Annotated in this window: 18 protein-coding genes and 1 pseudogene; 7 read left to right on the top strand and 12 right to left on the bottom strand. The window is 63.6% G+C overall.

Annotated features, from left to right (window positions below; genetic code table 11):
* Window position 1: 1 nt before the first annotated feature.
* From ACZXDY_RS03740 to ACZXDY_RS03755, 4 genes are read left to right on the top strand one after another with little or no spacing between them, the layout of a single operon-like run.
* Window positions 2–841 (top strand): ABC transporter permease, encoded by an 840-nt coding sequence (locus tag ACZXDY_RS03740; protein ID WP_464344546.1) that lies wholly within the window; start codon window positions 2–4, stop codon window positions 839–841.
* Window positions 838–2,493 carry an ABC transporter ATP-binding protein gene (locus ACZXDY_RS03745; RefSeq protein ID WP_464344547.1) on the top strand — a complete coding sequence of 552 codons (1,656 nt, stop codon included), beginning with the start codon at window positions 838–840 and terminating at the stop codon, window positions 2,491–2,493. The genes ACZXDY_RS03740 and ACZXDY_RS03745 overlap by 4 nt, the downstream gene beginning before the upstream one ends.
* Window positions 2,494–2,527: 34 nt before the next feature.
* The gene (locus ACZXDY_RS03750; protein WP_464344548.1) at window positions 2,528–4,087 is read left to right on the top strand and encodes an acetolactate synthase large subunit; all 1,560 of its coding nucleotides are present in this window, start codon (window positions 2,528–2,530) and stop codon (window positions 4,085–4,087) included.
* 34 nt (window positions 4,088–4,121) lie between these two features.
* Window positions 4,122–6,452, top strand: a complete 2,331-nt coding sequence (locus tag ACZXDY_RS03755) for a molybdopterin guanine dinucleotide-containing S/N-oxide reductase (protein WP_464344549.1) — start codon at window positions 4,122–4,124, stop codon at window positions 6,450–6,452.
* 45 nt (window positions 6,453–6,497) lie between these two features.
* Here ACZXDY_RS03755 and ACZXDY_RS03760 read toward each other — a convergent pair whose 3' ends face one another.
* The 9 genes and pseudogenes from ACZXDY_RS03760 to ACZXDY_RS03800 all read right to left on the bottom strand — a co-directional run bounded on the left by ACZXDY_RS03760 (window position 6,498) and on the right by ACZXDY_RS03800 (window position 13,845).
* The gene (locus ACZXDY_RS03760) at window positions 6,498–6,821 is read right to left on the bottom strand and encodes a 2Fe-2S iron-sulfur cluster-binding protein (RefSeq protein ID WP_464344550.1); all 324 of its coding nucleotides are present in this window, start codon (window positions 6,819–6,821) and stop codon (window positions 6,498–6,500) included.
* A complete protein-coding gene (locus ACZXDY_RS03765) occupies window positions 6,818–7,156 on the bottom strand; it encodes a hypothetical protein (protein WP_464344607.1) in 339 nt (112 codons plus the stop codon). Before ACZXDY_RS03765 ends, ACZXDY_RS03760 begins: the two co-directional genes overlap by 4 nt.
* 237 nt (window positions 7,157–7,393) lie before the next feature.
* Window positions 7,394–8,459 (bottom strand): annotated as a pseudogene (locus tag ACZXDY_RS03770) (FAD-binding protein); the annotation flags it as partial.
* 210 nt (window positions 8,460–8,669) lie between these two features.
* The gene (locus ACZXDY_RS03775; RefSeq protein WP_464344551.1) at window positions 8,670–9,179 is read right to left on the bottom strand and encodes an ATP-binding cassette domain-containing protein; all 510 of its coding nucleotides are present in this window, start codon (window positions 9,177–9,179) and stop codon (window positions 8,670–8,672) included.
* A gap of 56 nt (window positions 9,180–9,235) precedes the next feature.
* On the bottom strand, window positions 9,236–9,988 hold the full coding sequence (locus ACZXDY_RS03780) for an ABC transporter ATP-binding protein (RefSeq protein ID WP_028162043.1): 753 nt from the start codon (window positions 9,986–9,988) through the stop codon (window positions 9,236–9,238).
* Window positions 9,985–10,821 (bottom strand): branched-chain amino acid ABC transporter permease, encoded by an 837-nt coding sequence (locus ACZXDY_RS03785; RefSeq protein WP_456641130.1) that lies wholly within the window; start codon window positions 10,819–10,821, stop codon window positions 9,985–9,987. Before ACZXDY_RS03785 ends, ACZXDY_RS03780 begins: the two co-directional genes overlap by 4 nt.
* Window positions 10,821–11,699: a branched-chain amino acid ABC transporter permease gene (locus ACZXDY_RS03790; RefSeq protein ID WP_028162045.1), complete on the bottom strand. Its 879-nt coding sequence runs from the start codon at window positions 11,697–11,699 to the stop codon at window positions 10,821–10,823. Before ACZXDY_RS03790 ends, ACZXDY_RS03785 begins: the two co-directional genes overlap by 1 nt.
* Before the next feature lie 76 nt (window positions 11,700–11,775).
* Window positions 11,776–13,026: an ABC transporter substrate-binding protein gene (locus tag ACZXDY_RS03795; protein ID WP_464344552.1), complete on the bottom strand. Its 1,251-nt coding sequence runs from the start codon at window positions 13,024–13,026 to the stop codon at window positions 11,776–11,778.
* A gap of 180 nt (window positions 13,027–13,206) precedes the next feature.
* Window positions 13,207–13,845, bottom strand: coding sequence for a MarR family winged helix-turn-helix transcriptional regulator (locus ACZXDY_RS03800; protein WP_464344553.1), 639 nt, complete (start codon window positions 13,843–13,845; stop codon window positions 13,207–13,209).
* A gap of 208 nt (window positions 13,846–14,053) precedes the next feature.
* Between ACZXDY_RS03800 and ACZXDY_RS03805 the strand changes: the two genes are divergently transcribed.
* Window positions 14,054–15,556, top strand: coding sequence for a 4-hydroxyphenylacetate 3-hydroxylase family protein (locus ACZXDY_RS03805; protein WP_464344554.1), 1,503 nt, complete (start codon window positions 14,054–14,056; stop codon window positions 15,554–15,556).
* A gap of 117 nt (window positions 15,557–15,673) precedes the next feature.
* Here the strand turns inward: ACZXDY_RS03805 and ACZXDY_RS03810 are convergent, their stop codons facing one another.
* The 3 genes from ACZXDY_RS03810 to ACZXDY_RS03820 form a co-directional block, all read right to left on the bottom strand.
* Window positions 15,674–16,870: an amidohydrolase family protein gene (locus ACZXDY_RS03810; RefSeq protein WP_464344555.1), complete on the bottom strand. Its 1,197-nt coding sequence runs from the start codon at window positions 16,868–16,870 to the stop codon at window positions 15,674–15,676.
* 20 nt (window positions 16,871–16,890) lie between these two features.
* Window positions 16,891–17,472 carry an amino acid synthesis family protein gene (locus ACZXDY_RS03815; protein WP_208819678.1) on the bottom strand — a complete coding sequence of 194 codons (582 nt, stop codon included), beginning with the start codon at window positions 17,470–17,472 and terminating at the stop codon, window positions 16,891–16,893.
* A gap of 136 nt (window positions 17,473–17,608) precedes the next feature.
* On the bottom strand, window positions 17,609–18,295 hold the full coding sequence (locus tag ACZXDY_RS03820; protein WP_464344556.1) for a MarR family winged helix-turn-helix transcriptional regulator: 687 nt from the start codon (window positions 18,293–18,295) through the stop codon (window positions 17,609–17,611).
* 76 nt (window positions 18,296–18,371) lie between these two features.
* Here ACZXDY_RS03820 and ACZXDY_RS03825 point away from each other — a divergent pair, with 76 nt between their 5' ends.
* Both ACZXDY_RS03825 and ACZXDY_RS03830 read left to right on the top strand, forming a co-directional pair.
* A complete protein-coding gene (locus ACZXDY_RS03825) occupies window positions 18,372–18,902 on the top strand; it encodes a flavin reductase family protein (protein ID WP_028162052.1) in 531 nt (176 codons plus the stop codon).
* Window positions 18,903–18,932: 30 nt separating this feature from the next.
* Entirely contained in the window at window positions 18,933–20,432 is a 1,500-nt protein-coding gene (locus ACZXDY_RS03830; RefSeq protein WP_464344557.1) for a 4-hydroxyphenylacetate 3-hydroxylase family protein, read from the top strand.
* Window positions 20,433–20,436 lie beyond the last annotated feature (4 nt).

Genomic DNA, 20,436 nt, shown 5'->3' on the forward strand with positions numbered 1-20,436 from the left:
CGTGAAGAACCTGGCATCCTTTCTTCGGCATCCGGCCGGCGTCATCGGACTGGTCATCCTGACCGGAGTCGTTGTGCTGGCCATCGTGGCGCCGACCCTGTTTCCCGTCGATCCCTGGGATATGGTGGCCGCGCCGTTCCAGCCGCCGTTCGACGGCGAGACGTGGCTCGGTTCCGACATGCTCGGCCGCGACGTCGCCGCCTGCATCGCCTATGGCGCGCGGGTCTCGCTTCTCATAGGCGTCTCGTCGACACTTGCCGCGCTCGCGATCGGCGTCACCGTGGGAGCCGTTGCCGGCTATTTCGGCGGCCGCGTCGACGACATCCTGATGCGCTTCGTCGAGTTGTTCCAGACGATTCCTGGCTTCATTCTTGCCATCCTGCTGGTGGCGACGCTCGGGCCTTCACTGACCAACGTGATCCTCGCGATCGGCGCTGTGAGCTGGCCGCAGCTCGCCCGGCTGACGCGCGCCGAGTTTCTGCGGCTGCGGAGCCGGGAGTTCGTGCAGGCCGCGGTCTGTCAGGGGCAGCCACCGATGTCGGTGGTGTTGCGCCATATCCTGCCGAACGCGGTGTCGCCGATCATCGTGACCGGCTCGTTGATGATCGCCAGTTCGATCCTGATCGAAAGTGCGCTGAGCTTCATGGGGCTCGGTGACCCCAATCTGATGTCGTGGGGATTCATGATCGGCGCGTCCCGTTCGGTGATGCGCCAGGCGTGGTGGATGAGCGTGTTCCCCGGTGTAGCCATCTTCCTCACCGTGCTGGCGATCAACCTCGTTGGCGAAGGACTGAACGATACCCTGAACCCGAGACTGTCGCGGAAGGCGCGAGGTGCATGACGGACGAACCGCTGCTTGCAATCGAAAATCTGTCCGTTGCGTTGCCCAGAGGCGGCGACCGGCAGTTCGCGGTGGAAAACGTCTCGCTCGCCGTGCGCCGCAACGAGATCGTTTGCCTGGTCGGCGAGTCCGGCTCGGGTAAGTCGATCACCGCGCACGCCGTGCTCAGGCTGTTGCCGCCGGCTCTTCACGTCGCCGGCGGTGCCATCCGTTTCAAGGATACGGACCTCGCGACAGCGGATGAAGGGGCAATGCGGGCGCTGCGGGGCGGCCCGATATCCATGATCTTCCAGGAGCCGCTCAGCGCGCTCAATCCGCTGACGCGTGTCGGTCAGCAGATCGCGGAAGCCATCGTCACGCACGCCGGCGCGAAGCTGTACCGTTCCGAGCTGGACTCGCGGGTCGTCGAATTGATCGCGGCGGTCGGCCTGCCCGATCCTCCGGCGCTCGCCCGCAGCTATCCATTCCAGCTCTCCGGCGGTCAGCGCCAACGCATCATGATCGCGATCGCGATGGCAAACGAGCCGGCACTGCTGCTCGCCGACGAGCCGACCACCGCACTCGACGTCACCACGCAAAAGCAAATCCTCGGCTTGATCCGGAAGTTGCAGGCCGAGCGGGGAATGGGCGTCCTGTTCATCACGCACGACTTTGGCGTTGTCGCCGACATAGCCGACCGTGTCGTCGTCATGCGCAACGGCTGCGTGGTCGAGCAGGGCACGGTCGATGAGGTGCTTCGCGCCCCCAAGAATGACTACACCAAGGCGCTCATTGCGGCAGTGCCGGGCGGGCGCCCCCCAACGACGCACAGCCAGGCGCTGGGCAGCGATCCATTGTTGGAAGCCCGCGGTCTCAACAAGGTATTCGCGTCGCGTCAGGGCGCGTTCAGGCCGGTGCGGCGAGTGCCTGCCGTGCAGGACGTCGCGCTCACGCTGCGACCACGCGAGACGGTCGCCATCGTCGGGGAGTCCGGATCGGGCAAATCGACACTCGCGCGCATGGTCATGCGGCTCATCGAGCCCGACACTGGCTCGATTGATTTCGATGGGGTGGATTTTCTTAAATTGAAAGGCGCGCAGTTGCGCGCGATGCGCCGCAAGGTGCAGATCGTCTTTCAGGATCCCTTTGCGGCGCTCGATCCACGGCAAAAGGTCGGCGAAGCCATCGCGCGCGGTCCGATGACCTATGGAACGCCCTCCGTCGAGGCGATTGCGGACGCAAAGCGATTGTTGGCGCGGGTAGGGCTGAAGGAGAGCGCATACGAACGCTATCCTCATGAATTCTCCGGTGGCCAACGCCAACGCATCTGTATCGCGCGCGCCATCGCGTTGAAGCCGCTGGTGCTGGTCGCGGACGAGGCGGTTTCGGCGCTCGACGTTTCCGTGCAACAGCACATTCTGGAGCTATTGGCCGAGCTGCGCGAAGAAATGAACCTCGCAATGCTGTTCATCACGCATGACCTGCGTGTCGCATCGGAGATCGCCGACAGGATCGTCGTGATGCGGCGCGGTGAAATCGTCGAGCAGGGTGAGACGCAATCGGTATTCGGCGCGCCGCAGCACGCTCACACCCGCGAGCTGCTCGAGGCCATTCCTGGGCGTTCGTTGTTCGGCAGGCCTCACGAGCCGTCGGCCAACGTATGTTTCGCCTAGGTGCTTGCGAACGGGAAACACGGGGCGCAATGACATGAAAACTGGTGCGGATCATCTCTGCGACGCGCTGCTCGCGCTTGGCGTCGATACCTGCTTCGCCAATCCGGGCACGTCGGAGATGCACTTTGTCGCCGCGCTCGATCGTCGGCAGGACATGCGATGCGTGCTTGGGCTGTTCGAGGGCGTCGTCACCGGAGCCGCCGATGGCTATGGCCGGATGACGGACCGGCCCGCGGCGACCCTGCTGCATCTCGGCCCCGGTCTGGCGAACGGGCTCGCCAACCTGCACAACGCCAGGCGCGCCGGCACGCCGATCATCAATATCGTCGGCGAGCATTCGACCGCGCATCTTCCGCTCGACGCGCCGCTGACGAGCGACATCGAAACGCTCGCCCGGCCGATGTCGGCGTTCGTGCGCCGGATCGGCAGCGCCGCGTCGATCGAGCAGGATGTCGCGGATGCCTGGGACGCAAGCTTGGCGAACGGCATCGCGACGCTGATCTTGCCGGCGGATATGGCCTGGTCGGAGCGATCAGCCGGGGCTCCGCTCGCCAGGCGTTCGCCGCCGCCGCGGCACGAAGTCGATCCGGACAAGTTCAAGGCGGTCGTCGATCGTTTGCGCCGCGGTTGCAAGGCGGCGCTGATGTTGTCTGGGCAGGCTTTGCGCGCCGATGCGCTTGCCGATGCCGAAAGGATTTGCGCCAAGACCGGCGCGCGGCTGTTTGCACAGGGCGTCAACGGGCGCATCGAGCGCGGGCGCGGTCGGGCGCCGATCGAGAAGATATCCTTCGCCTGGGAGCCGGGTCGTGCCGCATTGGCAGGGCTCGATATGATCGTGCTGATCGGCGCCAAGGAGCCGGTCACGTTCTTTGGCTACCCGACCCAGTCGGGTCGCCTCGCACCTGAGGGGTGCAGCGTGGTCGAACTCGGTGGGCTCGGTCACGATCTGAAGGGAATTCTCGCCCATCTTGCGGAAGCTGTCGGCGCCAAATCGGCAGCAGGTTTGCATACGAGCCACCCGCCGGCGGCGGAAGTGTCGCTCCAGGCCGACGGACCACTGACCGCAGAAATGATCAATCGCCTGGTTGCCGCGAAGCTGCCGAAGAACGCGATCGTGTGCGACGAGGCGATCACGTCTTCCGGCTTCTACGAGCTGTCCTACAACGCGCCCGCGCACGACTATCTCCAGATTACGGGCGGCGCCATCGGCATCGGAGTGCCGATGGCGGCGGGCGCCGCGATCGCCTGTCCGGGGCGCAAGGTCGTGTCGCTTCAGGCTGACGGCAGCGGTCTCTACACGCTTCAGGGGCTGTGGACGCAAGCGCGCGAGAAACTCGACATCGTCACCATCATCTTTGCCAACCGGGGCTATGCAATCCTCCACGGGGAAATGCGCAAGGTTGGCGTCGCTAACCCGGGCCAGAATGCTCGCCGCATGCTCGACATCGAGGATCCCGAGATCGATTGGGTCAAGCTTGCCGGCGGCATGGGTGTGGCAGCGGAACGCGTAACGACCGTTCAGCGTTTCGCTGAAGTGTTCGATGCTGCGCTTCGACAGCGCGGGCCGTTCGTTATCGAGGCATCGTTGCTGTAACTCTTGAGGCGATTGATAGACGGGGCAACCTCGCATGACGCATTCCAACGCGACCGATCAAAACGAGGCCTTCGCGACGCACAGTGCGCATTGGGGAGCGTTTTCGGCGCGCTGGGATGGTCAGGATGTCGCGATCCTGCCTTACGGCGGCGATCCTGCGCCATCGCCGATCCTCGGCAACTTCAAAGGTGCCTTGCGCCACAAGGCGCGTATCCTCAAGCCGATGGTCCGCCGCAACTGGCTCGAGCATGGGCCAGGCCCGCAGCGGCGCGAGATCGGCGACGATTTTGTCGAATGCGGATGGGATACCGCGCTCGATTTGCTCGCCGGCGAACTCGCGCGCGTTCGCGGCAATTTCGGCCCGCGGGCAATCTATGGAGGCTCGTACGGTTGGGCGAGCGCGGGCCGTTTTCATCATGCGCAAAGCCAGATCCACCGCTTTCTCAACCTGGTTTGCGGGGGCTATGTGCGTTCGGTCAACAGCTACAGCGCGGGCGCATCGGCAGTCATTTTGCCGCATGTGATGGGGCCGTTCGAGGCGCTTTCGCGCCGCAACGTCACCTGGGATCAGGTGCGCACCCACACCGATGTCGTGCTCGCGTTTGGCGGCATGCCGATCAAGAACTCGATGATCGCCAGCGGCGGGCTGAGCCGGCACGTCGAGCCCGACGCCATGCGCGAGGCGGTCAAGCGAGGCACGCGGTTCATCTCGATCAGCCCGTTGCGCGACGATTTCCCGCCCGAGGCCAGGGCCGAGTGGATTCCGATTCGTCCGGGCACCGACGTTGCCGTGATGCTCGCGATGGCGCACACCTTGCTCGCGGAAAATCTTTGCGACCGTGCGTTTGTCGACCGCTACACGACCGGCTTCGACGTGTTCGCGCGCTATCTTCGCGGTGACCGCGACGGACAGCCCAAGCATGCCGATTGGGCTGCCGCAATCAGCGGAATTGCGGCCGACACGATCAGGGATATCGCGCGCTCCCTTGTGCATGGCCGCAGCCTCATTGCCGTGGCCCACGCGCTGCAGCGCTCGCAATATGGCGAGCAGCCGGTGTGGGCCGCCGCGGTTCTTGCCGCAATGGTCGGTCAGATCGGCCTGCCCGGCGGCGGCTACAATTATGCGCTCGGCGCGATGGGGCACACCGGCCGCCGTGTCAACGCCGTGCCGATTCCGACGATGCCACAAGGCACCAACTCGGTTCGCGAGTTCATTCCGGTGGCGCGGATTTCCGACATGCTGCTGAATCCGGGCGCGCCATTCGCATATAACGGCGGCGAGCTGCATTATCCCGACATCAAGCTCGTCTATTGGGTGGGCGGCAACCCGTTCCATCATCATCAGGATATTCATCGTCTGCGTCAGGCATTCGCGCGCCCCGATACGATCGTGGTCCATGAACTCGCCTGGACCGCGATGGCACGGTCCGCCGACATTGTGCTGCCTGCGACGATGACGCTGGAGCGCGATGATATCGGCGCGGCGGCGACCGATCCGCGCTTGATCGCGATGCGCAAGATTGCGCCGCCCATCGGTGAAGCACGTGACGACTTCGCAATTCTCTGCGATCTCGCCGAACGCCTTGGCGCCGCAGAAGTCTTTGCCGAAGGACGCGATGCCGCGCAGTGGATGCGCCATCTGTATGAGCCGACGCGGCGGGCCCTGGCCGAGCGCGGCTGGGCGGCGCCTGATTTCGAGGAGTTTTGGGATCGCGGCGAACTGGCGCTTCCGTCGAAACCGGACGACGGAGGCATCCTGCGTCGTTTTCGAACGGAGCCAGAGGTAAATCCGCTGCCGACGCCCAGCGGCAAGATCGAGATATTCTCCAAGACGATCGCCGGCTACGGCTATGACGATTGCCCGGGCCACCCGACCTGGCTCGCCTCGACCGAGCAGCCGGACGCGACGGCTCCATTGTGGTTGGTTGCCAATCAGCCGGCGACGCGACTTCATGGCCAGCTCGATTTCGGTGACTATAGCCAGTCCCGGAAGATCGAGGGCAGGGAAGTCGCGCGGATGCATCCGGACGATGCCGCGCCGCGCGGGATCGTCGACGGCGATGTCATCAGGATATTCAACGCGCGCGGCGCCTGCCTCGCGGCGGTTAAGGTGACCGACGACGTCATGCGGGGCGTCGTCAATTTGCCGACTGGCGCCTGGTACGATCCCGCGCCTGATGGCGCGGAGAATCCGCTTTGCCTCCATGGCAATCCCAATGTGCTGACGCGCGACGTCGGCACGTCGCGATTGGCTCAAGGCTGCTGCGGGCAAATCACTGTCGTCGATTGCGAGAAGTTCGTCGGAGCGGCTCCGGCCGTCCGAGCCTATGAGCCGCCGATTCCCGTGAAATCTCGCTTGCGATAGTGGCGATGATCGCGGAATGATCGCAAATTGTTGCTTCAAACGCGGCTATAGACGCTCGTCGGGTGGCGCGATTTCGGTGACGAGGTCTCTTATCAGCGCTTTCTTCGGCCGCGGCGCCAGCGTCATGACGCCCTGTTTGAGGCGCACCGTGCAGGCGTAGTCGACTGTGCCGTCAATGAGCATCATGCACTCCTTGCACGCGTTGGCGTTGATGCAGGAGTACCGATAGGCGAGGGTGGGGTCGATCAGTCGACGGACCATGCGAAGGCCATCGAGCACGGATTGGCCTGGCTCGAACGTGACGTCGAACTCTTCGAAGCGCGGCGTTTCCCCGGCGTTGCCGCGCCGAATGCGCAGAGTTGTGTTCATGCCACGGGCCTTCCATTGGCCGGCGCGATCCTGCGCAGGCTGATATCGCCTTGTGACAGGCTGATGGTCTGGTTGACGCACCAGTTCTCCGACAGCCTCGGTTGGTCTTCCCGTTGATGCGCGCCGCGGCTTTCGCTGCGCACCAGCGCAGCCTCTGTAACCGACCGCGCCACCAGCAGCATGTTCCGAAGGTCCAGCCAGTCAGTCATCATCGTGTCGAACGGCGCCCCGGTCGAAAGTGGAACATTGCCGATCTCCTGGCTGAGCTGCAGGATCGAGGAGAGTGCCGAGCGAAGCTTGGCTTCTGTTCGGAAAGGACCAACCTTGTCGGCCATCACCGTCTGCAACCCGGCAATCGCGGCCGCAGGATTGGGCGCATCTCGTCTTGTCGCGCTGCGCAGCAGATCAAGCACGGGGCGAACCGCCTCTGCTGACCAGGACAGGCTTTGTGCCTTGGCTCGTTCCGCGGCGTTGCGACCGGCGCGCGCGCCAAAGACCAGCGCTTCGGTAATCGCATTGCCGGACAGCCGGTTGGCGCCATTGGCGCCGCCCACGACCTCACCGCCGGCATAAAGTCCCGGTATGCGCGTCTGCAGCGTCTCGTCGACCCGAACCCCGCCCATCGTGTAGTGGGCGATCGGCGCGACCTCGACGTCCTGTCGAGCAAGGTCGATACCGTTGGCAAGAAGACGATCCACGACGGGTCCGAATGCGCGGCGTATCTCCGCCTCGGGTACGTGCCGGAAGCTGAGATAGGCGCCGCCCGCCGGGCTGCCGCGACCGGCCTCGACCTCCTTGGTGATCGCATAGGTCGCGAGATCGCGAGTCAGGACGTAACGACCGTCACTGCGGGAATCCTGGCTCGCGTAGGCCGTTTCGAATTCCCGGCGTTCAGAGTTGAGCAGCCTGCCGCCCAGCTTGTAGCGGAACGGATCCCACATGATCGGATCCATGCCGATCAGACGCGGTGCCAGATGGCCAATCGGGAAGAATTGAACGAACTCCATGTCGATCAACTCCGCCCCGGCGCGCAAGGCCAGCGCATAGCCATCGCCGGCCATGTTGGCAGAGGCGCTGTTGCGGCGATAGAGGCCGGTAAGGCCGCCAGTTGCGACGATCACGGCTTTCGCGGCGATTGTCACCGCGCGACCGGTCGGCAGGTGCAACGCGACTGCCCCGCAGGCCTCGCCGTCCTGTATGGCGATATCGACGATCACGAGATCGCCGATCAGGCGCACATCGCTCGCACTTTTCAGTCGGGTCCGCAGTGTCCTGGAGACCGCGGGACCCGTCGAGAGAAAAATCGACATAGGCGCAGCGGGGACGGTCACGGCCTGGCGCCTGAGCCTGCTTGATGTGGCCGTCCTCCCGCGCCCAGCCCACCTTCCAGTCGTCCATCTCGCGCAGCCGCCGCGGCCCGTCCTCGCAAAGCAGCGCGGCGAGGCGCTCGTCACACAGTCCGCGGCCTGCCGCGAGCGTATCCGCCAGATGGTACTCCCAGTGATCGGGCGTCTGCTCGCCAAGCGCAGCCGCCACCGTCATTTGCGCCATCACCGTTGCGCCGCCGCGACCAATCAGGCTGCGATCGGCGAGAATCACGGACGCACCGGCACGCGCAGCTTCCAGCGCCGCGTACATGCCGGCGCCGCCGGCACCGATCACGAGCACGTTGGTCTCAAGATGCGCCGGGCTCAAGTTCTGGGCTGAATTCAACCCGGTCCTCCCAAGAAGGCATCCGAGACCGCGGGATCTTCGATCATCTTCTGCGCCGGCCCCGATGCCACCACGCGACCGGTCTCGAGCACGTACGCCCGGTCCGCCACCTTCAACGTCTGACGCGCCTTTTGCTCAACCAATAGCACAGATAGTCCTTCGGCGCGGGTCTCGGCAATGACGCCAAAGAGGTAAGCCGTGGCTTGGGGCGCAAGGCCGAGCGACGGTTCGTCCAGCAGCAACAGGCGCGGTTTCGACAGCAGCGCGCGCGGTCGCCAGCAATTGCTGCTCGCCGCCGCTGAGCAGGCTCGCCGCGTTGTGACGCCGCTGGCCGAGGATCGGAAAGCGGTCCTGCATGCGCTTGAGGTCCGCGATCGCCTGGCTCTTGTCAGCGCGGGTATAGATCCCCATCGCGAGGTTCTCCTCGACCGTCATGCGTCCGAGGATGCCGCGCCCTTCGGGCACCAGCACGATGCCACGGCGAACGTTGCGTTCGGCGTCATTCGGCCTGAGCTTTTGGTCTTTGTAGACGATCTCGCCCTGGAACGCTAAGAGGCCGGCGATCGCCCGGGCGATCGTGCTCTTGCCCGCGCCATTGGCACCGAGCAACGCGACGATTTCGCCTTCAGCGACGTCGATGTCCACGCCGCGCACCGCGGTGATGGCGCCATACCGGACCTGCAGCCCACGAGCCGAGAGTATCATTCGTCCTTACCGAGATAGGCGTCGAGGACGCGAGGATTCGTGCGGACTTCGCTTGGCGCGCCTTCCGCGATCAGCACGCCGAAATCGAGCACATAGAGATAATCGCACAACCGCATCACGAAGTTCATGTCGTGCTCGATGAGAAGGATCGTCAATCCGGTTGCGCGAAGCTTCAGCATCAGTTGCCGGATCTCTTCCGCCTCGTCATGGTTCATGCCGGCCACGGGTTCGTCGAGCAGCAACAGCTTCGGCCGCGCGGTGAGGGCACGCGCCATCTCCACCCGGCGCTGCATTCCATAAGGCAGCGATTTGGCGGGGCGGTCGCGCAAGTCCGTCAGGCCGAAGAACTCCATCACCTCTACCGCGCGGACCTGCGCGGCAGGGTCGCCCCAGCCGACCGGCAGCAATCGGCGCCACCAGGATTCGCGGTGCGGCTGCGCAACGAGCAGATGCTCCCAGACCGTCATGCTGGGAAACAGGCGGATATTCTGGAAGGTTCGCGCAATGCCTTCGCGCGCGATTTGGTGGGGAGGCAGCCCATTCAGCGCCGTGCCATTCAGGCGAACCGTGCCGGAATCGGCGCGATAGGCCCCGGTGATAACGTTGAACAGCGTCGTCTTTCCGGCGCCGTTGGGACCGATGATGCCGACGATCTTGCCCTCAGGCACGCCGCTGGTCACGGCGGAAAGCGCATGGATGCCGCCGAAGCTCTTTGTGACCTCGCTGAGTTGAAGAAGCGGCGCGCTCATGATGCCGCCTTCCTGAACGTGAGCCCACGCAGCAGCGTGCGGTCGACGATGCCCTGGCGACGCACCAGGAGCACCAGGATCAGCAGCGTGCCGAAGGCGGCGAGGCGCCAGTCCGCGATCGGCCGCAGGAATTCGGGCAGGAAGACCAGCAATATCGCGCCGATCAGCGAGCCCAGCCCGAGCGTGGAGCCGCCGAGGATGGTCGCGAGCACGAAGTCGATCGAGCGCTCGAAGCCGAAATTGGCGGGTTCGATATAGACGTGATGGTGCGCGAACAGCCCACCGGAGATCGCGGCAACAGCCGCGCCGATCCCGAATGCGCCCACCTTGATCGCCACGGTGTTTAGGCCGACCAGCCCCGCCGCGGTCTCGTCGTCATGCACGGCCTGCATCTCGAGCCATACGCGCGAACGCTCGACGAGGATCAATACGACAAGGATGCCGCCGGCCCATGCCCAGATATACCCGACCGAAATGTGCGCCATGCCGTGAAAGCCGCCGGACCCACCCATTGCAGGGAAGTTGATGAAGAAGCTGCGCATCATCTCGCCGAAGCCGAGCGTGGCCATCGCAAGATAGATGCCTTTCAGCCGCAGGGCGGGGAAGCCCACGATCACGCCGATAATGCCGGCCGCGATCGCGGAGAGGGTCAGCGCCGGCGTGAGCGGCATGCCGAGTTCGACCGTGAGGTAGGAGCTCAGATAGGCGCCGATCGCCATGAAGGCCGCGTTGCCGAGCGACAATTGGCCGGTGGCGAGGATGATGTAAACGCTGAGCGCGCCGAGCAGCAGGATGCCGGCTTCAGCGAACAGGCTGGCATAATAGGTCGACATCACACGCGCTGGCCCTGGTCGGAACGCGCGCCGCCGAGCAGACCTTGTGGGCGCAGCAAAAGAATCAGAATCATGAAGCCGTACACCACGAAGTCGCGGACCTGCGAGCCGCCATAAGCCACCGTGAGCACCTCGACCACGCCGATCAGGGGACCTGCGAGCAGCGCGCCCCAGATGTTGGTGGTGCCGCCGATCACCATCACAGCGACCGCCTTCAGCCCGATTTCGACGCCAAGATATGGCGTGATAGCGCCGTAATGCAGCGCGATCAGGACGCCGGCAACGCCCGCGAGCGCGCCTGACAGGGCGAAGGCAAACAAGGTCAGCCGGTCCGCCGAGACGCCGAGCAGGCGCGACACTTCGCGGTTTTCGGCGACCGCCCGCAGCGCACGGCCAACGGTGGTTCGCTGCACGGTGTAGGCGATCAGCGTCACCAGCACGATGGTGGCGCCGACAACGATGAGCTGCATCTGGCCGATATTGACCGGGCCGAGCGTATACTGCCGCCCGAGATATTCATCAGGCAGTTGCAGCGGGTCGGAGCCCCAGAAATTTGTCGCGACGTTCTGCAGGATGATCGAGAAGCCGAGCGTGCTCAGCATCGGCGTGACGACAGGAGTACCCCGCAACGGCTGATAGCCAATCCTCTCGATCACCATGGCGGCAATGGCCGCACCCGCCATGCCGCCGAGCACGGCGACGGGAAGGGGAAAGTTTGCGGCGATCAGCGTGAATCCGAAATAGCCGCCGATCATGAAGAGTTCGGCGATCGCCAGATTGAGGATGCCGAGAATTCCCATCACGATGGAGAACGACAGCGCCAGCAGCGTGTAGATCGCTCCTAGCGTGAGGCCGTTCACGAGTTGCTGCCACAGCATGAAATGTTCAGTCGGTTCGATGAGCGTTGATGAGAGCGGCCGGGCGAACCCGGCCGCGCAATGGCTGCTGCGTCGATCAGCAGCCGGCGTGGTTGGGCGCGGAGCTGCAGCCGCGGACCTTGGTGTCCCAGGCGCCGTTCTGACCCTGCAACACGTAAAACGCCTTGATCGCATCGCCGTCGTCGTTGAAGCCAATCGGTCCGCCGAGGCCCTGGAAGCCCTCCAGCTTGGCAAGATGGTCGCGGATCTTGGCGCGATCGGCCTCGACGTCTGCAGGCTTGCCGGTCACACCGGATTTCTTGATCGCATCGATATACATGCTGACGATCTCATAGATGTTGGCGTCATACATGCTCGGTTCAATCTCGGCCGGCAAGCCGCTCTCCTTGCGCAGCAGCGGCTGTAGATTGGCGACGAACTTCTCGGCCGCTTCGCCTTTCATGGTGGCGAAGAAGGTCGCCGGCGCAATGATCGGAATTTCCGGCGCGGCCTTGAGGATCGCCGACGAAATCAACTGGGTGGCGCCGACGACCGGCTTGATCAGGCCCTGGCGCTTCATCTCGCGCAGCACGGTGATGGCCTGGCTATAGTCCGCGCTGACGACCACACCGTCCGGGTTCAGCGACTTCAGCTTGGTGACCTGGGCACTGACGTCGAGATCGCCGGTGTTGAAGGACAGCGGGTCGGATTCGTTGACGATGGCGATCTCGTTCGCCTTCAGCGCGGCGGGCATGATCGCCTTGCCGACGGTCGCTGCGGTGGCGTCCTTGGCATCGAAGATGATGCCGACGGTCTTGATGTTGAACGCCTTCTTGAAATAGGGCACCGTCGTCTTGGCGAGCACGCCTTCGTCGATGGTGTTGCGGAACGCCCACGGGCGGTTCAGCTTGGCCACTCCCGGTTTCGAGGAGGCCTGCGAGGTTGCGACCACCTTCATCTCGTTGGCGACCGGAAACGTCACTTCGGCGGCGCTGCTGGTCAGCGGGCCTGCGACTGCGAGAACCTTTTCGTCGCCCGCCAGTTTGCGCAGCGAGCTCGCCGCCTGGGCCGGCTTGGCGCCGTCGTCGAGAATGGTGATCTTCAACTTGGCGCCGTTGATGCCGCCGGCATCGTTGGTCTGCTTCTCCAGCATCTTCAGCGTGACGCTGTTGCTGCGGCCCCATTCGGCGAATGGGCCGCTGCTCGGCACGACTGCGCCAAGCGCGATCTCCGGGGCTTGCGCCAATGCGCTGCCCGCGCTGAGCGAGATCACGGCGAGGGTGCCTAGCAGCCGCGACGGGTTCAATATGACCTTCAACATCGACTTCTTTCCGTTGCTGTTAACCATGGCTGCCTGCTGCAGCCGATCTCGGAAGGGTGCAATGCACGCGGCGTGCCAGCGGCCCCGCGCGTAGCCAATGCTCCAACAGATTTGGCTTTTTGACAAACGAAAAGTTCGCAGCTTTGTAGATTAGTTCTCTTTGGAAGCTATTTTTTTCGGCACTGCGGTCAAGTTTGCGGCAACCTGTCACGCCCTGCCGGTCTTCCGTGGCTTGGACGAGGATTTACGCGATGGCGGGGCGATCGGCTGGACGTTGGTTTCGGCCAGGTATCGCTGCAGCGCGATAGCGCGGTCGCTCGACTCGACCAGGCGCTGCACCAGGTCGAGCAACATCTCGAACTCCCGCGCGCTCAGGCAGCCAAATTCCACGTCGTTGATCTGCATTTGCGTCGGCGCCAGCCGCTCGAGCAATTCGACGCCCCGCGACGTGACGCTGAGCGAGAGCCGTCGGCGGTCACCCTGATGCGCCGCCTTTTCGATCAAGCCCTTGCTTTCCAGCTTGTTGGTCACGGTGGTGACGAAGGCGCCGCTGAGATGGAGGTGGTCGGCGACGGTCTTGACGTGGACGTCGCCTTGCGCCGCCAGATGCCGGATCGCGATCAGCGTGGTGTATTCGATCCCGGGAAGACCGATGACGGCGGCATGGCCGTCGCGCAGGGTTTGATGCCGGGCCAGGAATCCGAACAGGCTGTGCACCAGTTTGCGAAACTGCTGGTCGGAGCCGTCTACAAGCAGTTCAGGGCGGGAGGTTGTGAGCGCAGTGCGATGGGCGATGCGTCCGGCGCCGGGTTTGGCGGTGATGGCGCGCGCTGCTGTCTTGGCCAAGGGATCATCTCATTGATTGGGTTCGTCGCAAGATTGAACGCTCCCAATGGCATTTGCAATGCTTGTAATTGCAATGCTTGTGCCCGGAGGGGCACAGCATTTATTGCAGTCTTGACATTCAGCCCATAATAGCTTCGGATATTAGCTATCTAATCCTGCATCGGGTGGCACGAGGTGCCATTTGTTCGATGTTTTTTGGGGAATCGCGATGGACGAGGCATCATCCGGGGCGGCTGCGGGCGGTTTGGTCAAGAACGGCGCCGAGCACGTCGCAAGCGTGCGGGACGGCAGGGCGGTCTTTCTCGACGGCGAGCGCGTCGCCGATGTATCGACGCATCCTGCCTATCGTCATGCCGTCGAATCGGCCGGCGTGCTGTACGATTATCAGGCGCATCCCGACAATCTGGAGCGGATGACTTTCGACGTCGGCGGCGGCCGGCGCATCAGCCGCGCCTGGCAGTTCCCCAGGAGCTATGAGGATCTGGTCGAGCGCCGGAAGGCGCTGGTGGAGTGGGCCGAATTGTCCTGCGGCTACCTCGGCCGATCGCCGGACCACGTCGCGTCTTCGATGTCCGGCATGATGATGGGCATCGAGGTTTTCGAAAATTATGATCCGAAGCGCGCCCAGGCGTTTCGCGACTGGTTCGATTACGCCCGCAAGAGCGACCTGTTCATGACCTACGTCATCAACAACGTGCAGGGCGACCGCTCCAAGGCGTTCGGCAGCCAGGGCAAGGGCGCCGAGGACATGGTGGCCCGCATCGTCGACGAGGACGCTTCCGGCATCACCATTCGCGGCGCCAAGCTGTTTGCCACCAGTGCGATCATGGCCAATGAGCTGTTTGTGGGCTCCGGCCAGCCGCTCCGGCCGGGTGAGGAGCATCTGGCATTTTCCTGTGCGCTGCCGATGGGCACCAAGGGATTGAAAATGCTGTCGCGGAAGTCGTTCGAGGCGCACGCGGTCAGCGAGTACGACAATCCGCTGGCCTATCGCTACGACGAGAATGATGCCCTGGTGTTCTTCGACGACGTCAAGGTGCCGTGGGAACGCGTCTTCCTGCTGCGCAACACCGACATGTGCCGGGCACAACTCCATGATACCCCGGCGCATATCTATCAGAACTACCAGGCGCAGATCCGGCTTTCGGTCAAGCTGCGGTTTCTGGTCGGCCTGGCGCGCGGCATCGCGCAGACCATCGGCACCATCAATTTTCCGCCCGTGGTCGATACGCTCGGCAAGCTGGCGTCGCAGGCGGCGCTGATCGAGGGTATGGTGTTCGGCATGGAAGCCGGCGGCGCCATGCGCGGCGAATATTTCCTGCCCAACAAGCATCTGCTCTATGCGGCGCAGGTCCAGTCGCAGGAAATGTACCCGCAGATCATCAGCACCATCCGCGAACTGGCCGGCGGGGCGCTGTTGATGCTGCCGTCATCGGTGCGGGATTTCGCCAATCCGGAACTGGCCGACATCATCTCGCTCACTCAGATCTCGCCGGCGATGAGCGGCGAGCAGCGGGTCAAGATGCTGAAAATGACCTGGGATGCGGTCGGCTCGGAATTCGCCTCGCGTCATCTGCAATACGAGATGTTCTACGCCGGTGCGCAGTTCGTCACCCGCGGCCACAGCTATCGCACCTATGACTGGGATCGCGCCTCAGGCCTTGCCGACCGGTTGGCGAGCAAGTACCGGTTGCCGGATTTCGAGAATTAGAAGCGTTTTCGAGCGAAGCAATGCCCTCGGACTTGATCCGAGGGTGGACCCCGGTTCGCATAGCAATCAAGTTTACGCAGATTGCGTAGACTTATCTGCGCAGAAAACGCGTCGGGTCTAATGCGCGGCGCCTGAGAAGTCGCGGGGCAGGCGGTTTTCCGCGACGCGTACGTTGCGGATGCCGGCCGGCGTATTGCGGCTGCGACCGACAAAGCGCGGAACGCCTGCCGTCAACACGGCGGATACCGCGGGAACGTCGCCGTTGCGCAATGCCGACAACGCGTCATCCTGCGAGCCGCCGGCACAGGCATCGATCAGGAGCACGTCGGCTTCCCTGCCCGGCTGCAGCAGACCGGTGTTGAGCCGATAGACGCGCGCATTGTTGCCGGTGGCCGCGGCGATTGCCTGTTCCGGCGGCATGCCGCCGAGGCTTGCCAGGTGGCTGATCGTGTAGAACATGCCGAGCGGCATGATGCCGCTTCCGGTCGGCGTATCGGTGGCGATCAACAGCCGCTCCGGCTGCCCCGCTTCGTCGAGCAGTTTGGCGGTCAGGAGCGCGGTGCGCAGGTTGCCCGCGGTGCAAAGCTGCAAGGCAATGGTGCTCTCGTTGACCAGCCGGGCAAAGCCCGCCTCCGGCATCGCCACCGGACCGCCATTGACGTGAAAGGACACGGTCGGATTGGACGCCAGCACATGCTCGGCCCAGATCCCTGACGAGCCGGGGATCGAGGAGCCGCCGGTGTGCATGGTGGTCACCATGCCCAATCGTCGCGCCGCCTGCATCAGCGGTGCATAGTCGAAAGGCGTGGCGAAGGCGCCGAAGCCTGCCTTGGCGAGCCAGATGCCGCCCCCTGCGAGTTCCTCAAGATCACCCTCGGTGAGGCCGGGCTCGAGAATGACCGAGCCGGCGTGAACCCGCACGCCGCCGGGACGATAATCCAGGAAGCACGCCCGCGCCGCCAGCGCCAACGCCTTGACGCCGGCCGCATCCTTCGGTCGGCCAGGCACATGCACTTCCGATGCGGTGATCGCCGTCGTCGTGCCGCCGTGCAGATAGCTTTCGAGATAGCCGACGACGCGCTGGCGCGGCGTGTAATCGCCGAAGGTGATGTGCACATGGCTGTCGATCAACCCGGGCACCGCCGTCGTTCCCGCGGCATCAATCACCACATCGCAAGCTGCGACCGCGTCAGCGGAAAGCGTTCCGATCTCGACGATCCTGCCATCATTGATCAAGATGCCGTCGCCCTTGGCAAAGGGAGCGGCAAGGTCGCCCGTCACGATGGTGCCGATGTTGACGATCGCGGTGCGCATGGAGAGTCCTGTCGCTGGGGTTAGTGTAGTCCGTCTTCGCCGACGATGGCGTCAGCAGACAGGCCTCCAACGCGCGCGTTGAGGCGGCCGCGATTGGCGAGGCAGATGATCAGCGCGATTTCGTCGGCGGCCGGCGCGTCGGTCGGCAGCGTCACCGAGACGCCGTCGTAGTGTGAGCGGACGTAAAGGGCGTCCTTATGGGCCAACGGAACGTCGATCAGGCACCCTGGCGCCGCGAGTTTCGTGAAGGAGGGGATCCAGGCCTTGGCGCCGCCGACGGCCTCCCGCAGCGGCGTCGCAAAGGTGGTGGTCAGCAAGGCGTTGGCGTGCTCGAGTTCGCCGCCGAGGCCGACGACCCCGCCCTTGCCATAGCTTTCGGCCTTGTGCGGCCCGAGCGCTTCGAGCGCCAGCTTGGCCAGCACTGCTCCAATCTCCGCGCTGGCAGCGGTCCCTTCGGACAGGTCTTCGACGTAGCGGCCGGCATAGGGGTTCTGGATGATCGCGACCGCGGCGACACGGCGCAGCGGCCTGGCGTGGCGCTGGCCAGCCTCGACCTCCTTGTGATCGGTGAAACAGAGCAGGCGCCTGACATCGAGTTTCATTTGATTAGTCTCTCCCAAACCAGCTGCCGCAAATCCTGCCGCATCAAATATGTTTGGGCAATAGCTTAGTTGCGAAGCAAGAACATGGCAGGCGCCAATCTAACATGGATAACGGGCCACAAGGGCTGGGGGGCAATCAGGAAGCCTCACGATCCCACAACGCCCGCTGGCGGCCGCGTAACCTATTCTCGATCAGGGGTGCCGCCTCGTCGGCGGCATAGACCATGCCGGACATCAGCTTGCGCATTTTCCGGAAGTCGGTTGCCGACAACGCGCGAAACAGCATGTCATTGACCGGACGCTGCACCGCCGCCAACTCGCTGAGCAATGCTCGGCCCTTCGGGCTCGCTGCCAGGATGACCCTCCGCCGATCCACCGAATCGACGTGCTTGTGGACAAGGCCCCCGGCAGCGAGCTTGTTGATCTCGATTGTGGCGAAGGCGCCGCTGAAGTGCAGATGTTCGGCGACCTGGTTCACTCCAATCTTCCTGTTCTCGCCGCTCAGATGTGCGGCCGCAATCAGCACCGTATACTGCGTTCGGGACAGACCGATCACAGCGCCGAGTTGGCTCCGTACCGCCTGCAATCTTGTAAAAAAGGCGAGCGCATCGTGAATGAAGTGCCGAAAGGCCCAGTCGGACCCATCCATCATCAAATGCGGGATCGAGACCGTTGGCTCAATTCCAGGCTTTTGTGCCTTCCGATTGGTCTTGGCTGTCCGGGATCTTGTCTTGCTCGGCATGAATTCCTCGCTGTTGCGCCGCGATATGTCGTCTGGCACAAGCACGAACAGCTTGCGTTGCGCTGCCGCAAAGATCGGCATCGGCTTGCTTGACAGCGGTCTTTTTACCTCGATAATATAGCTTTGTTATAAAGCTAATTATGGGCTTTGACTCCTGATGACCGCAACCACAGATCTCGATGCGCGTGCCTTCCGCCGGGCGTTGGGGCAGTTTGCCACCGGGGTTGCCGTGATCACCGCGCAGGCTGCCGACGGAAGTGCGATCGGGCTGACCATGAGCTCGTTCAATTCCGTCTCGGTCGATCCGCCACTGATCCTGTTCTCGATCGACCGCAAGGCCTTCAGCCTGGCCGCGATGACGGAGGCCAAGGGCTATGCCGTGAACATCCTGGGGCACGATCAGGAGCATCTGTCGAACCAATTCGCCCGGGCGCTCGGCGATAAATGGACTGCGGTGGAGCACACGATCGGCCATATGTCGGCGCCGCTGATCGCCGGCGCGCTGGCGCATTTCGAATGCGTGCCCTACGCGCAGTATGACGGAGGTGACCATGTGATCTTCGTCGGGAGGGTCGTGCGGTTTTCCGCCCATCCTCCCAAAGAACCGCTTATATTCTTTCGCGGGGCCTATCGCAGCCTTGCCGGAACCGAAAGCAGCCCGGAATGGCCGCTTCCAATGCACTACTAGTAAATCCATCCAGGAGATCTCGAGGCCTTCATGATCAAGACTGGCGCACAGCACATTGCGAGCCTACGCGACGGACGCGAAGTTTATCTTGATGGCGAGCTGGTGACCGATGTCACCACGCATCCGGCGTTTCGCGGCGCCGTGGCTTCGGTCGGTCGGATGTTCGACTTCCAAAGCGCGCCGGAAAATCGCGAGCTCATGACGTTTGAGACCGACACCGGCACCCGCGCCAATCGCATTTGGGAGTTGCCGGGCAGCTATGAGGCGCTGGTCAGGCGCCGGCGCGGGCTGGAGGCGTGGACCGAACTGCATGCCGGCTTCATGGGGCGAGCGCCGGACCATGTCGCCTCGTGCATTGCGGGCATGTATATGGGGCTCGAGGTCTTCGAGGCCTATGACAAGGAGCGCGCCAAGGCGCTTGCGGATTATTACCGCTACGCGCGCGACAACGATCTCTATCTGACCTACGTCATCATCAATCCGCAGGCCGATCGCTCGAAGAGCGCCGCTGGGCAGTCCGATCCCTACCTGACCGCGGGCATCGTGTCGCGCGATGCTGACGGCATCGTTGTGCGCGGCGCCAAGATGCTGGCGACCGGCGGGATCATGGCCAATGAGGTGTTCGTCACCTGCATCCAGCCGTTGCAGCCGGGCGATGAAAAATACGCGATCTCCTTTGCGATCCCGATGAACACCAAGGGGCTCAAGATCCTCTCGCGCAAATCCTACGAGGCCGGGGCGGGCGCGGTGTTCGACAGCCCGCTGGCGAGCCGCTTCGACGAGAACGATGCGGTTCTGTATTTCGATGACGTTAAGGTGCCCTGGAACAGGGTGTTCATCGTCGATGACATCGCGATGTGCCAGAAGCAGTTCCACGTCACGCCGGCGCATGTCTACCAGAACTACCAGGCCATGATCCGGCTCTCGATCAAGTTGCGCTTCCTTGCGGGAATCGCGCACCGTATCGCGGAAACCAATGGCATCATCGGTTTCCCGCAGGTCAAGGAGACGCTCGGCCAGCTCGCCGCCGAGGTCAGCATGGTGGAAGCGTTCATGGTCGCGATGGAGACCAAGGGCCAGCAGCGCGGCGTTTACTTTGTGCCGGATCGGCAGATGCTCTACGGGGCGCAGACCATGACGCAGCAGCTCTATGCCAAGATCATCAACGCGCTGCGCGAGCTTGCCGGCGGCGGCATGATCATGCTGCCGTCCTCCGTGAAGGATTTCGACAATCCGGATCTGGCCAAGCTGATCGGCAAGACCCAGCAGTCGCCGGCCGTCGGCGCCGTGGACAAGGTGAAGTTCTACAAGCTCGCCTGGGATGCGGTCGGATCGGAATTCGCCTCGCGGCACGCGCAATATGAGATGTTCTATGCCGGTGCGACCTTCGTCACCAAGGGGCACGCCTTCCGCACCTATGACTGGCAGAAGTCGGCGGCGTTGCTAGACAAGATGCTGTCGAGCTACGATCTGACGGACGAATTGACCAATGGCCAAAAACCGGCTTCATCGTCCCGAGCGGTCGCCTAAACTT

It is taken from the genome of Bradyrhizobium sp. LeoB3 (assembly GCF_055456055.1).

Coding starts and splice junctions, on each gene's coding strand:
- ACZXDY_RS03755 (WP_464344549.1), top strand. CDS start 4,122: ATGACGCATTCCAACGCGACCGATCAAAACGAGGCCTTCGCGACGCAC.
- ACZXDY_RS03820 (WP_464344556.1), bottom strand. CDS start 18,295: ATGCCGATCTTTGCGGCAGCGCAACGCAAGCTGTTCGTGCTTGTGCCA.
- ACZXDY_RS03815 (WP_208819678.1), bottom strand. CDS start 17,472: ATGAAACTCGATGTCAGGCGCCTGCTCTGTTTCACCGATCACAAGGAG.
- ACZXDY_RS03795 (WP_464344552.1), bottom strand. CDS start 13,026: ATGGTTAACAGCAACGGAAAGAAGTCGATGTTGAAGGTCATATTGAAC.
- ACZXDY_RS03810 (WP_464344555.1), bottom strand. CDS start 16,870: ATGCGCACCGCGATCGTCAACATCGGCACCATCGTGACGGGCGACCTT.
- ACZXDY_RS03750 (WP_464344548.1), top strand. CDS start 2,528: ATGAAAACTGGTGCGGATCATCTCTGCGACGCGCTGCTCGCGCTTGGC.
- ACZXDY_RS03785 (WP_456641130.1), bottom strand. CDS start 10,821: ATGTCGACCTATTATGCCAGCCTGTTCGCTGAAGCCGGCATCCTGCTG.
- ACZXDY_RS03830 (WP_464344557.1), top strand. CDS start 18,933: ATGATCAAGACTGGCGCACAGCACATTGCGAGCCTACGCGACGGACGC.
- ACZXDY_RS03825 (WP_028162052.1), top strand. CDS start 18,372: ATGACCGCAACCACAGATCTCGATGCGCGTGCCTTCCGCCGGGCGTTG.
- ACZXDY_RS03780 (WP_028162043.1), bottom strand. CDS start 9,988: ATGAGCGCGCCGCTTCTTCAACTCAGCGAGGTCACAAAGAGCTTCGGC.
- ACZXDY_RS03805 (WP_464344554.1), top strand. CDS start 14,054: ATGGACGAGGCATCATCCGGGGCGGCTGCGGGCGGTTTGGTCAAGAAC.
- ACZXDY_RS03790 (WP_028162045.1), bottom strand. CDS start 11,699: ATGCTGTGGCAGCAACTCGTGAACGGCCTCACGCTAGGAGCGATCTAC.
- ACZXDY_RS03765 (WP_464344607.1), bottom strand. CDS start 7,156: ATGGCCGACAAGGTTGGTCCTTTCCGAACAGAAGCCAAGCTTCGCTCG.
- ACZXDY_RS03760 (WP_464344550.1), bottom strand. CDS start 6,821: ATGAACACAACTCTGCGCATTCGGCGCGGCAACGCCGGGGAAACGCCG.
- ACZXDY_RS03745 (WP_464344547.1), top strand. CDS start 838: ATGACGGACGAACCGCTGCTTGCAATCGAAAATCTGTCCGTTGCGTTG.